The 14509-nt window shown below is 34.9% G+C and carries 10 protein-coding genes; 1 reads left to right on the top strand and 9 read right to left on the bottom strand.

Going from position 1 to position 14509, the window contains the following annotated elements; translation table 11 throughout:
* The coding region (locus ACKVOV_RS09415) for a choice-of-anchor D domain-containing protein (protein ID WP_409206505.1) at positions 1–2943 on the bottom strand (2943 nt) is incomplete at its 3' end.
* A 336-nt stretch (positions 2944–3279) separates the two neighbouring features.
* Positions 3280–6966, bottom strand: a complete 3687-nt coding sequence (locus ACKVOV_RS09420; protein WP_409206506.1) for a choice-of-anchor D domain-containing protein — start codon at positions 6964–6966, stop codon at positions 3280–3282.
* Positions 6967–7104: 138 nt separating this feature from the next.
* On the opposite strand from ACKVOV_RS09420, the gene ACKVOV_RS09425 reads away from it, so the two are divergent.
* Positions 7105–7584 carry a regulatory protein RecX gene (locus tag ACKVOV_RS09425; RefSeq protein ID WP_409206507.1) on the top strand — a complete coding sequence of 160 codons (480 nt, stop codon included), beginning with the start codon at positions 7105–7107 and terminating at the stop codon, positions 7582–7584.
* Between the two features lie 31 nt (positions 7585–7615).
* Here ACKVOV_RS09425 and ACKVOV_RS09430 read toward each other — a convergent pair whose 3' ends face one another.
* From ACKVOV_RS09430 to atpD, 7 genes are all read right to left on the bottom strand, one after another.
* Entirely contained in the window at positions 7616–8770 is a 1155-nt protein-coding gene (locus ACKVOV_RS09430) for a beta-ketoacyl synthase N-terminal-like domain-containing protein (RefSeq protein WP_409206508.1), read from the bottom strand.
* 98 nt (positions 8771–8868) lie between these two features.
* The gene (gene bioA, locus ACKVOV_RS09435; RefSeq protein ID WP_409206509.1) at positions 8869–10140 is read right to left on the bottom strand and encodes an adenosylmethionine--8-amino-7-oxononanoate transaminase; all 1272 of its coding nucleotides are present in this window, start codon (positions 10138–10140) and stop codon (positions 8869–8871) included.
* 59 nt (positions 10141–10199) lie between these two features.
* The gene (gene bioD / locus ACKVOV_RS09440; protein ID WP_409206510.1) at positions 10200–10817 is read right to left on the bottom strand and encodes a dethiobiotin synthase; all 618 of its coding nucleotides are present in this window, start codon (positions 10815–10817) and stop codon (positions 10200–10202) included.
* Between the two features lie 39 nt (positions 10818–10856).
* The gene (locus tag ACKVOV_RS09445) at positions 10857–12002 is read right to left on the bottom strand and encodes an aminotransferase class I/II-fold pyridoxal phosphate-dependent enzyme (protein ID WP_409206511.1); all 1146 of its coding nucleotides are present in this window, start codon (positions 12000–12002) and stop codon (positions 10857–10859) included.
* Positions 12003–12037: 35 nt separating this feature from the next.
* Positions 12038–12514 (bottom strand): hypothetical protein, encoded by a 477-nt coding sequence (locus tag ACKVOV_RS09450; protein ID WP_409206512.1) that lies wholly within the window; start codon positions 12512–12514, stop codon positions 12038–12040.
* Between the two features lie 109 nt (positions 12515–12623).
* Positions 12624–12905 (bottom strand): F0F1 ATP synthase subunit epsilon, encoded by a 282-nt coding sequence (locus ACKVOV_RS09455; protein WP_395047225.1) that lies wholly within the window; start codon positions 12903–12905, stop codon positions 12624–12626.
* A gap of 14 nt (positions 12906–12919) precedes the next feature.
* Positions 12920–14431: a F0F1 ATP synthase subunit beta gene (gene atpD / locus ACKVOV_RS09460; RefSeq protein ID WP_409206513.1), complete on the bottom strand. Its 1512-nt coding sequence runs from the start codon at positions 14429–14431 to the stop codon at positions 12920–12922.
* Between the last annotated feature and the right edge of the window lie 78 nt (positions 14432–14509).

Below are 14509 nucleotides of genomic sequence, written 5' to 3' on the forward strand. Positions count from 1 at the left end.
TGGTGATATAGAATTTACATCGAAACCAGTAACTGGTGATGACCAATATACATAATCTTGCAACTTGACTGAAGCTATTCTTTCATAAGAAATATTTCCTGTATTTACACCCGCATCATTAATCTGAACTAATGATCCGTTATTTAATACGTTAAATGTACCGTTGTTAGTAATGTTGTTAGTTACTTGAACATAATCGTTAGGTGAAACTATAAGTGTTTTACCAGCTCCAACAGTAAGATTTCCTCCGGCAATAATATTGTTAGAGATGCTTGTTGTAAAATTATTGTTTAATATCAAATTGTAAAAAGTCTCTGTTCCTTCTGGAGTTACTCCATTTATAATTTGCGGTGTACTTCCTTCAAAATAAACTGTTCCTAAACCTTCTACAAAACCTACATTTCCAGCATTGTTTGTCCAATTGCTGTATAAATTTAATCTGCTCAAAGTATTAGGCATACCTAATGTACTTCCACTATCAAGCGTCAAATTATTTGAAAATGCTCCTATAGGATATTTTAATGGAGATGCACCAATAATAGGCTGATTAACAGGTGCTGCTGGAATAATTACATCATCAGTAGATTTTGGTACTGACAATCCTTCCCAGTTAGCACATTTAAACCAATCTGTATCAACGGCTCCTGTCCAAGTTCCATCAGGATTTCCTAACGTGATAACAAAAGGTTTTCCTACCGCAACTCCTGTAACTCCTGTAAAATCTTCAACAACATTAAGGCAATTTGTATTTGCTGGTATGGTCCAGTTACCTACATTAATTAATGCACTTAATAACTGATATTTTGTACCTGTGTGTAATGAACTATTATTATAAAAACGAACTCCATTTAATGATGTCGATTCTATATTAAAGCACTCAATATCATCTGGCAGCCTTGACTCTCTGGTGGCACCACCAGTAGTTCCCGCTGAAACAGCAGATGAAAAAGGAACCCATGATACCCCATTTGTTAAACCATAAAGCACTCTACCTATAAATGTATTGTATCTTGTAGTTCCAACTGTACCAAAAGGTGTAAATAAACCTTGCATTAAATATATTTGATCAGGATCAGAAGATGAAATGTTACACTGATTTAAATTAGTAGTAAACGTTAAAGAAGGTGCTAAAACATCATCAATTTTAATTTCTGATATTACTAAAGCGTCTGCTCTAAAACTAATTATTGATCCTTTGGGAATGCTCGTTGCACCACCCCAAGTAAATGTTATAATTCCTGGATCATCAAAAGGTGCAGATCCTCCACTATACCACTTATCTGTTCTAACATTAGCTGCTGCACCTGATTCATATCGAGAATTCACCACTAAAAATTGTGTGCCTGGTAAAATGTCTACTAAACTTGCTACATAAAATTTATCTTCTGCTCCCGCACAAGAGGCAGTCGATGTAGAATCATATCCTACAAACACCAAATCTCCTGGTTTAAGTACCGTTCCTGCTGGCACATATAATGTAACTGTTAGTAATGCTGAATTAGAATTAACACTAGCACAAGGTGCTGCTCCTGAAACTACGCAACGGTACAAATAACCGTTCATCCCAACAGTTGCTGCTGTAATATTCATAGTTGTAGTTGTAACATTAGAGTATGGTGCAACGTTTGTTAAGTTTGTAAACCCACTACCTGTATCTACTTGCCATTGATAAGATAAACCAGTTCCTGTAGCAGCTACAGAAAAAGTAGTATTGCTTCCTGAAAAGATAACACTAGCAACAGGTTGTGTAGTAATGGCAACAGGAGTATTTATAGTAATAGCTCCTGAGTTTATAGCACCCGTACTCCAACAAGTCCCATTGAAATTTCTAACATATACAGTAGTTCCAGTAACGCTCACAGGATAAGTTCCTGATGTTGGTGAAGCTGTACTAGTACCTCCTGCGGTAGTTTGCCAATACGATCCTGCTGGATAACTTAGCGTAGCTGGGCCACAAGACGGGTTTGCAGAAACAGTAATGCTTCCTGTTGGATTGGCTGGCGGAACACAAGTCCCATTACCAACAATTGCAAAAGTATATGCTGCTTCATTACTGTCATTATTATTTATTGTTACTGTAGCATTTCGCAACCCAAGTGCCGATGGTGTAAAAGTAATTTCTAAACCAGAGTTTCCTGCACTAGCAATTGTACCAACTGGCGAAGTAGTTACAACAAAATCTGAAGCATTTGCACCCGAAATAACAACACTAGAAACAGTTAGATTTGCTGTGCCTGTATTTTCTACTACAAATGAATCTGCAACTGAACTTCCTATATTTACATTACCAAAATCTGTAAAATCTGTAGTTGTAGGTAAAACATCGCCTGTTAAAATAGTATTACCATTTCCTGTAACGTTTATTTCTGGTGCTGGACCAGAAGGTGTTGTAGTAAGAGTTATAGAAGTATTATTTTCAACCCTACAAGTAGTTCCAGCAGCAGTTAAAGTATTTGGAATTATAAAAATATTTAATGTCTGACTTGCACCTACAGCTATGGCTGTAGGAAGCGTATAAGTAGTTGCGGTTGTGGTTGGTGTAAATGATCCTATTACCGTTTTTGCACCGCCACCAATACTGAACTGAACTGAAACACTAGGACTACCCGTTATATTACTAACACGTGAAACAATATTCAAACTAGAAACATTAAAACTAACTGTTGCATCACTTGTAACATCATAAGTATACCATTTACTAGCAGTAATGTTTGCAGCTAAAGTTCCATTAAATGCGCTTCCTGAAATAGACCCTCCTGCTGCCCCACAAGTTACACCAGCACCTCTGGAGATCTGAGTAAATGTTAATCCAGGTACAGCTGGAGAAATTGTAGCTGTAGGAGTAGCTGGACATGTTATTGTTGTAAATGCAGTGTAGCTAACTGTTTGTCCCCATCCTAAAACCGAGAACAACAATGTTAAAAAAAGTAATCTTACTTTCATTATAAAAATTATTTAAATAATTAAACTTCTTTTGATTTTCAATTGGTTAAAAAACAGAAGAAGGGAGTCAAACGTATGCAAATTTATTTTAAAAAAAAACATTTTATGAGATTTTTTGTTTATTTGTCGTTAATAAGTGCCGTTCGTCGATTATTTATATTGTGTCCTATATTTCTACTACATTTTGCAACCCGTTAATTAATCATTCCTGTTTTCTGGTTTCTGAAAAATTATTGCTAAATAGATGACAAAATTGTAATAACAAAAAACCATCTGAAAAATATTTTTCAGATGGTTTTTCTATGAAAATACCAAATTATTATTTTTTAAATTTCTCTAGAAAACAATCTTCTTAACAACTGTTTGACCGTTTGTTAAAGTAACTTTTACAATTAATGCTTGGTTGCTTTTTTGAATAGAACTTACCACAGATTGATTTGTGTTTACATTATTTCCTTCTGACAGTGTTTGCCCTAAAACATTATAAACTGTATAATCTTTGATGTTTTCTGAACTAGAATTTATTTTGATTTCATTATTTGAAGCAAAAACGGTAACCGCATTTTCGCTTAAAATGAAATCAGTATTGCTTAATGTTTCATTAGTATAGCGCAATACAAAACGATCGTTTGTTATTCCTTGTGTTGCTGTAAACTGATATGGGATTTCTGTAATATCTGTAATAGTTCCTAATAGTTTATCTTCAATATAAATTTTTTGTGATTTTCCTGTAAATAATCCATCTACTGTTGCAATGGCAATTGTATAAGTTCCATTTGTTGGGATTTTTATTCCCATAGGAACTTTATCATTCACATCAAACGGTAAGCTTCTACCTTGTATTGTCATAATATCGCTTCCTATTAATGAATAGAAATTTTGTGATGATTTATAATCTGTTAGGGCATCAAACATTCTGTCTTTTCCTAATGTTGCACCTTCTACATAAGCCACTAATGTTCTTGTTGTTACTAAAGTTGGACTTACTAGGTCGATCCAAATTCTATCTCGCTCTATGTTTCCGCCTACTTCTTGAGTAGTTGCTTTGTTATGATTTGCTGCTTTGTAAAACTGACTGTTTGCAAAGGTTCTATTACGCATCGCATTGTTAAACGTTGCGGTGCTTGTTGTTGCTGTTCCTGGATTCATCAAAACAAAAAATCCTTGTCCTCCACCTATAACACTAAGTACTCCTGGTCCGCTAGTTGCTCCTGCTCCGTTTATGGCAACATAATCGCTTGCCGTATAATTGTAAACAAAACTATCATAAAAAGGATTTACTGCAGATACTGGTAAGGTTCCATGTGTCCACAATCTTACAAATCCATCTAATTGAGGGTTTGCTGTTAGAAAAGAGTTAATGCTTATTGCTGATGGATAAGGATTTCCTAATAAATTCCAATTGTCATCGTTTGCTGTAATGGTTGCTCCATTTGTTCCAATATAATTTGATCCTGTATAACTACCTCTTGCTATTGCTGGAGTGAATATTCCATTAAAAGGAACTCCATTATTAAATGTGGCTGTCCAGTTTTGGCTTACCGAATTACTAAAACCGTTAGGTGCTCGAACTATATAGCCTTGCCCCGCTATCATTGTAGTAGATGCATTTTGCCAATTTCCTAAACCTGCATTGGTATTTGCTATCGTAGGATTCCATAACCAATGGTAATAGGCTGGTGTTAATGGTGATATAGAATTTACATCGAAACCAGTAACTGGTGATGACCAATATACATAATCTTGCAACTTGACTGAAGCTATTCTTTCATAAGAAATATTTCCTGTATTTACACCCGCATCATTAATTTGAACTAATGATCCGTTATTTAATACGTTAAATGTACCGTTGTTAGTGATGTTATTTTGAATTTCAACATAAGTATTTGCAGAAATAGTAAGGGTAAAAGTAGCATTAATAGTCAAATTACAGGCGCTAAAACTTCCATTTGTACCTGTTGTATAATTCCCATTAATTGTAGCTGCTTTCGATAAAGTTGGTACGCCATTACTCCAAACTGTACCATTCCAAACTGTGGCACCTGTATTAATTTTGACAGCTACTGTTGCAATGTAACAAGTTGCTGTATTTTCTCTTACTTGACAATAATACTGATAACCATCTAAACCAGTTAATGATGATATATTTAAAATAGCTGATGTTGCTCCTGTATAAACGCCTGTATTTGTTAATGCAGTCCATGTAGTTGTAGCAGGTGCTACCACATACCACTGATACGCTAGCGCATTGCCTCCCACAAAACCTTCTGTTGCCGAAACACTCATTGAAGCTGTAGTTGAAGCACAAGTTAAAGCAATTGTTGGTTGTACAGAAATGCTTGGTTGTGACCCTCCAGTTGGAAGAGTTAATCCAGCACTTGGATAACATTGACCAGCAATTAAAGGCGTAGTACTCCAGTCTCCAGCAATATAAGATGTTCTTGCGCTAAGTGCACCTGTATTTCTTACCATATAATAGCCCGGTGCAGTTGGGTAAGTGTCAACATCATCAATAATAACAGTTCCTGCCGCATTTCTTAATTGAATACCGTCGTTTTCATTAAATCCACCATTGATTGTACCATTTGTTGATGCAGGTCCACAACTACCAACAGAAACTTTCAGTATCCCTAAAGCTCCTGAAGCAATTGTACCTGTTAAATTAGCATAATCTATCTCACTTCCATCATCATGATTAGTGGTTCTCCAAAGAGTATAATTTGTTAAATTAACTGCTGCGGCTGTACCATTATATAATGTTATAAATCCGCCCGAACCGGTTTTTTCATCGTGAATATCATATATAATTAAATCAGAGATAGCTGCTCCTTGACAAGATGTAGTATTGTTATTTATAACTGTAAAAGTAGGTGTAGAAGTAATGCAACCAGTAGTTGTTTTAGTGATATTTATAGTTCCTGTGGTTGCACCTGCAGGAACCGTAACTACTAATTGTGAAGCTGAACTCGAAATTATTGTAGCTGCAGTGCCATTAAAATCGACTGTTGAACCTAATAAACTACCAGAGCTCGCATTTATTATAACTTCTGTTCCTGCTGGTCCAGACGTTGGAAAAATGGAGGCTATAGTTACCGCAGGACAAACTCCTGTACCTTGAATATCAAAATTATATACACCTTCGTTGCTGTCATTATTATTTATTGTAATTGTTGCTGTTCTTACACCAATTGCCGACGGCGTAAATGTAACCACAAACGTCGTAGAACCTGAAGTGGCAGCAATACTATTAGAAGGAATTGTTGTAACAGTAAAATCTGAAGCATTTGCTCCTGAAATTACTATATACGGGCTAGCACCCGATAGCGTTAGAGGAGCTGGTCCCGTATTTTGAATAGTAAAAGTAGTAGTTGTAGAAGAACCGATAGTTACTGATGTGCCAAAATTAGTTCCGTCTGTTATACTAGGAGTAGTATCATTGTCTGCAATAGTATTAGCACCCATACCTTGTACATTTATTTCTGGTTGAGGGGTTGTAGCTGTAACGCTTCCAATCAATGTAAAATCATCTAGTCTGAATGTACCTGTTCCAGAAGCAGCAGATAAACTCATGACAACTGTTACTGTTCCAGTCAAATTACTAACTGCATTAGAAACATTTGTATTTCCTATTGCAGCTCCCGTAGTTGGTACTGTTCCTGAACCAACAGCTGTTCCATTTATTGTCATCGACCAGTTTTGTGCTCCAGAAGCACTTCTTTGTCTCCAAAAATTAAATTGTGTTACAGAAACTTGAAAACCTGCAGCGATATTAAATGTTAATGTTATAGTTGGAGTTCCTCCTGAATTATTTAATGCTATTGCTTGACCTGCAGATCCAGCAAAACTTGTCCATGCTCCAGTACTGTTTGACCAAGAAGAAGAACTTAAATTAGTGTCAAAAGTCCCAGGTGCTACGGAATATGGATGCGCACTAATTCCAGTAGTTCCAAAACCGTGTTGATAAATCTGCCCCCAACTTACCGCCGAGAACAACATTGTAAAAAAAAGTAATTTAATTTTCATAGATTTGGTTTTTTAATGAATGCTTATTTTTTTAAAATCAGAATTTGTATATTCAGAAAACAAGTTTATAAACGTTTGCGAAATTATAGCAAGAGTATAATTTTATTAAAAACAGAATATTATTAAAACATTAATTTATTGAAAACACCAACAAACAAAACCCTTTCGATTGCTAATGTTACTAAAAAACTAGAATTCTATTGTGCCTATCAAGAGCGATGCCACGATGAAGTCACAGAAAAAATGAGAAGTTATGCTATGACTCCTCAAGAAATAGATTCCATTACAGTACACCTTATAGAGCACAATTTCCTAAACGAAGAACGTTTTGCATGCAGTTTTGCTCGTGGCAAACACCGCATAAAATCTTGGGGGAAAATTAGAATTGTAAACGAGTTAAAATTTCGTAAAATATCACAATACAATATCAATACAGCACTTAAAGAAATTACACCCGACGAATATTTAGAAACTTTTCATAAACTAGCAGAAAATCATTGGGAAACTATGCGAGAGAACAACATCATCAAAAAAAGAAAGAAATTTTGTGACTTCTTGTTGCGAAAAGGTTTCGAAAGTGGCTTGGTTTATGAGAAAGTGAAGGAGTTGGAGCGTTAGGTTTTGGGTTTTGAACCCTAGGAGGGTTGAACTACAAACTCAACAACACAGAAACGGCATTTCCACCGAAACCTACGGCATTTACCAATACTTTTCTAATGGTTTTTCTTTCCGCTTGCTTTTCTGCAAAAGGAACTCCAATAAACTGATTGTGTTGCATCATTAAAATAGCCAACTCGACACTTAGCATTCCTGAGGCACCAAAAGTGTGTCCAATTTTCCATTTATTGGTAGTGAGCATAGGAAGAGTCGAGCCAAATACTTTTTGAATGGCTTTGTATTCTGACAGGTCGCCTTTTACCGTTCCTGGTGCGTGCATCACAATGGCATCCACTTCTGATAAATTAGTCTTATGTAAAGCCATTTTCATAGACTTCTGAAAACAATCCGCTTCTGTAGAAATAGAAATTCCGTGTTCTAAAATATCTGTAGCATAACCTATCCCTTCTATATAGGCCAAAGCATTTTTGCTTTCGCCAATTTCTAAACAAATTACCGCAGCACCTTCGCCAAGAACCATGCTGTTTTTTGTTTTCTGCAAATCGAAGGCACGGCATTTAAAATCATTTTCTTCTTTCGAATAAATTTTTAAAGCTTGCATTTGTGCTATAGTAAATGGAGTAAGTGGTGCTTCACTTCCACCAACTAAAAATTTATCTGCCATGCCGGCACGAAGCCAAGCTACACCATTTAGCAGCGCATGTAAAGCGGTAGAACATGTTATAGAATGGGAAATTTCTGGTCCTGAAGATTTCAAGTCATGCGCAATCCAAGACGAAATATTACCTAATGTTGTGGTTGGCGAGGCCAATGTCCCCGTTTTACCTGTTTCGATAAATTCTTGATGGTGTTTTTCAAATAATTCGGTGGCACCACGGGAAGAACCAATGTTGATTCCAAATATATCGTTTGATGTCCAACCCGCATTTTTTACAGCTTCGCGTGAAGCTAAAATAGCGTACAAAACTGAGTTGTCTAACGATTTGTATTTGTTATCCGATTGTTTTAATTCTTCAACCTGTTTTTTTAATTCTTCCGAAATAGTAGCTACAGGAATGGTTTGATTGCCAATTTGTTTTTCGGAAATTAAGGAAGTCTTCTTTAGATATTCCTCCCAAATTAATTCGGATTGATTACCTAATGGAGAAAATGACGAAAGGGCAGTTATAGCTATTTTTTTATTCAAAACACGATTTTTTTAGCCCTGATAGCAGTGGAAATCCTTTTCTTTTTCTTCTTTAGAAAAAGAAAAGATTGCAACGGATAGCAGGATTAGCTACAAATTTAAACTATTTCTAAAGCTTCTTCGATAGTTTGATATATTTTTTGCAGCTGATCGTTTGTAATAATATATGGCGGCAAAATATAAATGATGTTTCCTACGGGGCGTATAATTACTCCGTTTCCGATAAAGAAATTGTAGAGTTTGTTGCGAAGGTTTCCGTAATACGATTCTTGGTTATCGGTTTTTATTTCTAAAGCAAAAATTACGCCCAGAACACGTGTTGTTTTTACTTTTTCGTGTTGTTTTATATTTTGTTGAAATTGTAAATGTTGACTATTCACTCTTTTAATATTTTCTTGCATTTCATCAGATTTCAGTAATTGTATACTTGCCAAAGCTGCCGCACAGCCCGTTGGATTCGCAGTAAATGTATGTCCGTGAAACAAGGCTTTATTTACATCATCGTCATAAAAACCATCGAAAATTTCTTGGGTAAATGTGGTAATCGCCATAGGAATTGTTCCGCCAGTAAGCGCTTTAGACAAACACATCATATCTGGTTTTTCTTCTAAATAATTGCAAGCGAAAGTTTTTCCTGTTTTTCCAAAACCTGTCATGACTTCGTCGGCAATGGTGAAAACTTGATTTTCTTTGCAGATTTTTATTAATTTATCTAATTCCGAAGCTTCATACATAACCATTCCTGCAGCTCCTTGAACCAGTGGTTCGAAAATAAAAGCGGCACAATCATATTCTTTTATAGTTTTTGTCAAAGCGTCTAAACTTGCCTTTTCGTTACCAATAGTTGGAACAGGAATTCTAACAACTTGAATTAATGATCCTTTGAATGCTTCGGTAAAAAATGAAATACCACTCGCTGCCATAGCTCCAAAAGTATCCCCATGAAAAGCATTTTCGAAAGCAATTATAGTGGTTCGCTTTTCATTTTTATTATAAAAATATTGCATTGCCACTTTAATAGCAATCTCAACCGCCGTGGAACCATTATCAGAATAAAAGATTTTTTGTTGGTTATTAGGTAAAATCTCTATTAATTTTTCTGATAACAAAACAGCTGGTTCATGTGTGAATCCGCCAAACAAAACATGTTCTAAAGTGGTGAGTTGTTTGTAAATGGCATCGGCAATATATTTATTTGAATGCCCGTATGGATTGACCCACCAAGATGCAATCGCATCGATGTATTCTTTGTTATTTTCGTCCCATAATAATACGCCTTCTCCTCTTGTAATGGCAATTTCGGGTTGTGAAATTTTATGCTGGGTATATGGATGCCAATTGTATTTTTGATCTCTTTCGGAAAGGTTCATTTAATGAAAATTTATTTGACAAAGATACATGAAGAAAAATACAGAGATTCATAAAGATTTTATAAATTTAGAAGGTTTTCTCTGAAAATATCGGCATATTCTAAGATTACATTTTTATCAAAATATGGTTCGTCATTTATTCTTCCGATACATTTTATGTTGGTTTTTGACAAAATAATTTCTTCGGTTGATTTGTTTTCATTGCCATTAAAAATGATTCCCGCAATAGTTATTTTCCTGTTTTGTAAAGCTTCGATGGTGAGTAAGGTGTGATTGATACTTCCTAGATAGTGACGAGATACCACAACGACTTTATAATCGGGTTTTATTAAATCAATAACACAATCGTTATCATTTAATGGAACGAAAAGCCCGCCTGCTCCTTCAATTACGAGATTGCTTTCTGTTATAGGTTCTGTTATTTTATTTAAATCGATTACTATTCCGTCTAGTTTTGCCGCCAAATGTGGGCTTGCAGGAGTATTTAATAAATAACTGTTTTTATGAATTACAGTTTTATTATTTGAGATATAGGACTCGATTTTGTGACTGTCGGAATTGTCTAAATCTCCTGCTTGAACGGGTTTCCAGTAATCGGCTTCTAATGCTTCGACTACAATTGATGAGGCAATGGTTTTACCTACATCGGTTGATATTCCTGTTATAAATAGTTTCATTTTTTTAGTTATATAATCCTGTCAGGATTTGAATTTTATTTAAAACACAAAGTTACTCAACAAACGCAACACTTCCGAAATTTCTTCTTTAGAATTATAACTGTGCAAACAAATACGCAATCGTTCTTGACCTTCAGTAACTGTGGGAGAAAGTATTGCTTTTACATCAAATCCTTTTTCTTGAATTTGTCTGGCTATATTTTTTACATTTTGATTTCCCGGAATAATAGCAGATTGTATTGCCGATTTGCTTCTAACAAACATTGATTTCAACCCTAATATTTGCTTTTCTTGATTAAAGTGAATAATGTTCTCTCGAAGTTTTTCAACTTGCAATGTATCGGTTTCTAATTCTTGATAAGCTACTAAAATCGTCGCAACCGAATGTGGAGAAAGTCCTGTCGTATAAATAAAACTTCGTGCAAAATTAACCAAATACTCTTTCAGATTTTTACATCCTAAAATAGCGGCACCATGACAACCTAATCCTTTTCCGAAAGTCATAATTCTAGCAAACACTTTATTTTGCAATTGTAATTCTTGTACTAATCCTTGACCGTTTTCTCCAAAAACCCCTAAAGCATGTGCTTCATCTATGACTAAATGGCATTTGTGTTTTTCGGATAATTGTGCTAATTCTTCCAAATTTGGGCAATCGCCATCCATAGAAAAAACAGATTCGGTGACAATATACACTTCAACAAATTTCGTTTGATATTTTAAAATCAATTTTTCTAAATCCTCAAAATCATTGTGATTGAATTTATACGGTTTGGCATTGGATAATTGAATTCCGTCACGAATGGAAGCGTGACACAATTCGTCGTACAAAATAATATCATTTCGTTGTGGCACAGCACTAAAAAAACCAACATTGGCATCATAACCCGAATTGAAAATTAAAGCACTTTCTGATTGATGAAAACCAGCAATAAAATCTTCTGTTTCTTGGTATAAATGATGATTTCCAGAAAGCAATCGAGAACCTGTAGCTCCGTTTATTTTGATATTTCTATCGAGTAAAAGTTGGTGTGTTTTATCAAAAATAAATTTAGAATGAGCGAATCCTAAATAATCATTAGAAGCAAAATCGATTAAATTATTAATTAAAGGCAAACTTCGTAAAGCATTATTTTGTTTACGTTGTTCTAGTTTTATTAAAAGTGATTTTGGTAAAATTCTCATACAAACAAAGGTAAATAAAGAACTCTCTAAAATTATTAAAAAACAATGCCTATTTTTTTGATCTTATTGGTTTTATCTATTTCTGTAAATAAAATAGCTTTAGAATCTTTCACTTTAAAACGGGGACTTCCAAAATAATCGGATTCACTTTTTTCAAATTTAGCTGATATTTGTGCCAATGACATTCCGACAGAAACTGTATTTAATTTCCATTTTGAATTACTAATGGTGACATTACTAATTTTATCATTTTGCATTTCGATAGTTAAACCATCGTAAGTAAAGGTAAAAACGGGTTCTTCTTTGTCATCAGGAAGTTCTTTGTTTAATGATATCGCACCTCCCAAAACTGCTTCTATTTTTTGAACAGAATTCTTCTCACAAACATTGATGCTTTTATTAGTTTTAGCATTAGTCAGTAGCAATGAGCTAGGAGCTTGTTGCTGAGTAAAACCAATCGAAATATAACTTAATGTAATTACGAATAAGATACTAAGTATTTTTGTTTTCATAATGTTTGATTTATCTATTATTCAAAAATAAAAAAAGCCAAACAATAATGCTTGGCTTTTTAGTTTTATTTTACTGCGTTCCGTTCGCTTCGCTCGGGTTGAAATTGTTTTAGTCGGCTAAAACAATTACTTTATTGTCTTTCATTTCGAGAGTTCCTGACGAAATAGCAAGGGTATAATTCTGATCATTTACTTTAGTAAACAAATCCTTAGATTCTTTGCTAAACTTGAAACTTGGTGCTGTAATTCTTACAATCCCTTTTTGAAGTAACGAAACTATTGGCGCGTGATTATTTAACATTTCGAAACTACCATCGACTCCTGGAACAGAAATTGAAGTGATTTCTCCTTTAAATAATGATGCTTCTGGTGATACTATTTCTAAAATCATTTCCTATAATTGAATTATGCTTCCGCTAACATTTTTTCTCCAGCTTCGATAGCTTCTTCAATGGTTCCTTTAAGGTTGAATGCAGCTTCTGGCAAGTGATCTAATTCACCATCAATAATCATATTAAATCCTTTGATAGTATCTTTGATATCAACTAAAACTCCTTTCAATCCTGTAAATTGCTCAGCAACGTGGAAAGGTTGAGATAAGAAACGTTGTACACGTCTTGCTCTAGAAACTGATAATTTATCTTCTTCTGAAAGTTCTTCCATACCCAAAATTGCGATAATATCTTGCAATTGTTTGTATTTTTGAAGGATTTCTTTTACTCTTTGTGCACAGTCATAATGCTCATCACCTAAAATTTGTGGAGTCAAAATTCTTGAAGTAGAATCTAACGGGTCAACCGCTGGATAAATACCTAACTCAGCAATTTTACGAGACAGTACTGTTGTAGCATCTAAGTGAGCAAATGTTGTTGCTGGCGCTGGGTCAGTTAAGTCATCCGCAGGAACATAAACCGCTTGTACAGATGTAATAGATCCTTTGTTTGTAGATGTAATACGCTCTTGCATCGCTCCCATTTCGGTAGCTAATGTTGGTTGGTATCCTACCGCAGATGGCATACGACCTAAAAGTGCCGAAACCTCAGAACCTGCTTGTGTAAAACGGAAGATATTATCAACGAAGAAAAGAACGTCTTTTCCTTGATCTGAACCTGCTCCATCACGGAAATATTCAGCAATAGACAATCCTGAAAGTGCCACACGAGCACGAGCTCCAGGTGGCTCATTCATTTGACCGAAAACGAAAGTAGCTTTAGACTCTCTCATTCCTGGCATATCTACTTTAGATAAATCCCACCCTCCATTTTCCATAGAGTGCATGAATTCTTCACCGTATTTTATAATTCCTGACTCTAACATCTCACGAAGTAAGTCATTTCCTTCACGTGTTCTTTCTCCTACTCCTGCGAATACTGAAAGTCCACCGTGACCTTTTGCAATATTGTTAATCAATTCCTGAATCAATACTGTTTTACCTACTCCAGCACCACCAAACAATCCAATTTTTCCTCCTTTTGAGTAAGGCTCAATTAAATCGATTACTTTGATCCCTGTAAATAAAACTTCAGAAGAAGTTGATAAATCTTCAAATCTTGGAGCTGCTCTGTGAATAGACATTCCATTTTCACCATCTTTTGGTAAGTTTCCTAAACCATCAATTGCATCACCAATTACGTTGAATAAACGTCCGTAAACATCTGCTCCAATTGGCATTTTGATTGGATTTCCAGTTCCAACAACTTCATAACCTCTACTTAAACCATCAGTAGAGTCCATAGAAATGGTACGAACTGTATTTTCTCCAATGTGAGATTGTACTTCAAGTACTAATAAAGTACCATCTTTCTTAGTGATTTCTAATGAATCATAAATTTTTGGAAGCTCAACATCTTTACCGTTGAATACTACGTCTACAACTGGCCCGATGATTTGCGAAACTTTTCCTATTACTTTTGACATTGCTTATGTATTTATTAAATAGCTATTTAGGTTTATAGAAAATATGTCTATTTTCAGAGTGCAAAGATAATTTTTAAA

Source organism: Flavobacterium sp. (assembly GCF_046153165.1).
Lineage (GTDB): Bacteria > Bacteroidota > Bacteroidia > Flavobacteriales > Flavobacteriaceae > Flavobacterium.

Coding starts and splice junctions, on each gene's coding strand:
- bioA (WP_409206509.1), bottom strand. CDS start 10,140: ATGAACCTTTCCGAAAGAGATCAAAAATACAATTGGCATCCATATACC.
- ACKVOV_RS09445 (WP_409206511.1), bottom strand. CDS start 12,002: ATGAGAATTTTACCAAAATCACTTTTAATAAAACTAGAACAACGTAAA.
- ACKVOV_RS09420 (WP_409206506.1), bottom strand. CDS start 6,966: ATGAAAATTAAATTACTTTTTTTTACAATGTTGTTCTCGGCGGTAAGT.
- ACKVOV_RS09450 (WP_409206512.1), bottom strand. CDS start 12,514: ATGAAAACAAAAATACTTAGTATCTTATTCGTAATTACATTAAGTTAT.
- bioD (WP_409206510.1), bottom strand. CDS start 10,817: ATGAAACTATTTATAACAGGAATATCAACCGATGTAGGTAAAACCATT.
- atpD (WP_409206513.1), bottom strand. CDS start 14,431: ATGTCAAAAGTAATAGGAAAAGTTTCGCAAATCATCGGGCCAGTTGTA.
- ACKVOV_RS09455 (WP_395047225.1), bottom strand. CDS start 12,905: ATGATTTTAGAAATAGTATCACCAGAAGCATCATTATTTAAAGGAGAA.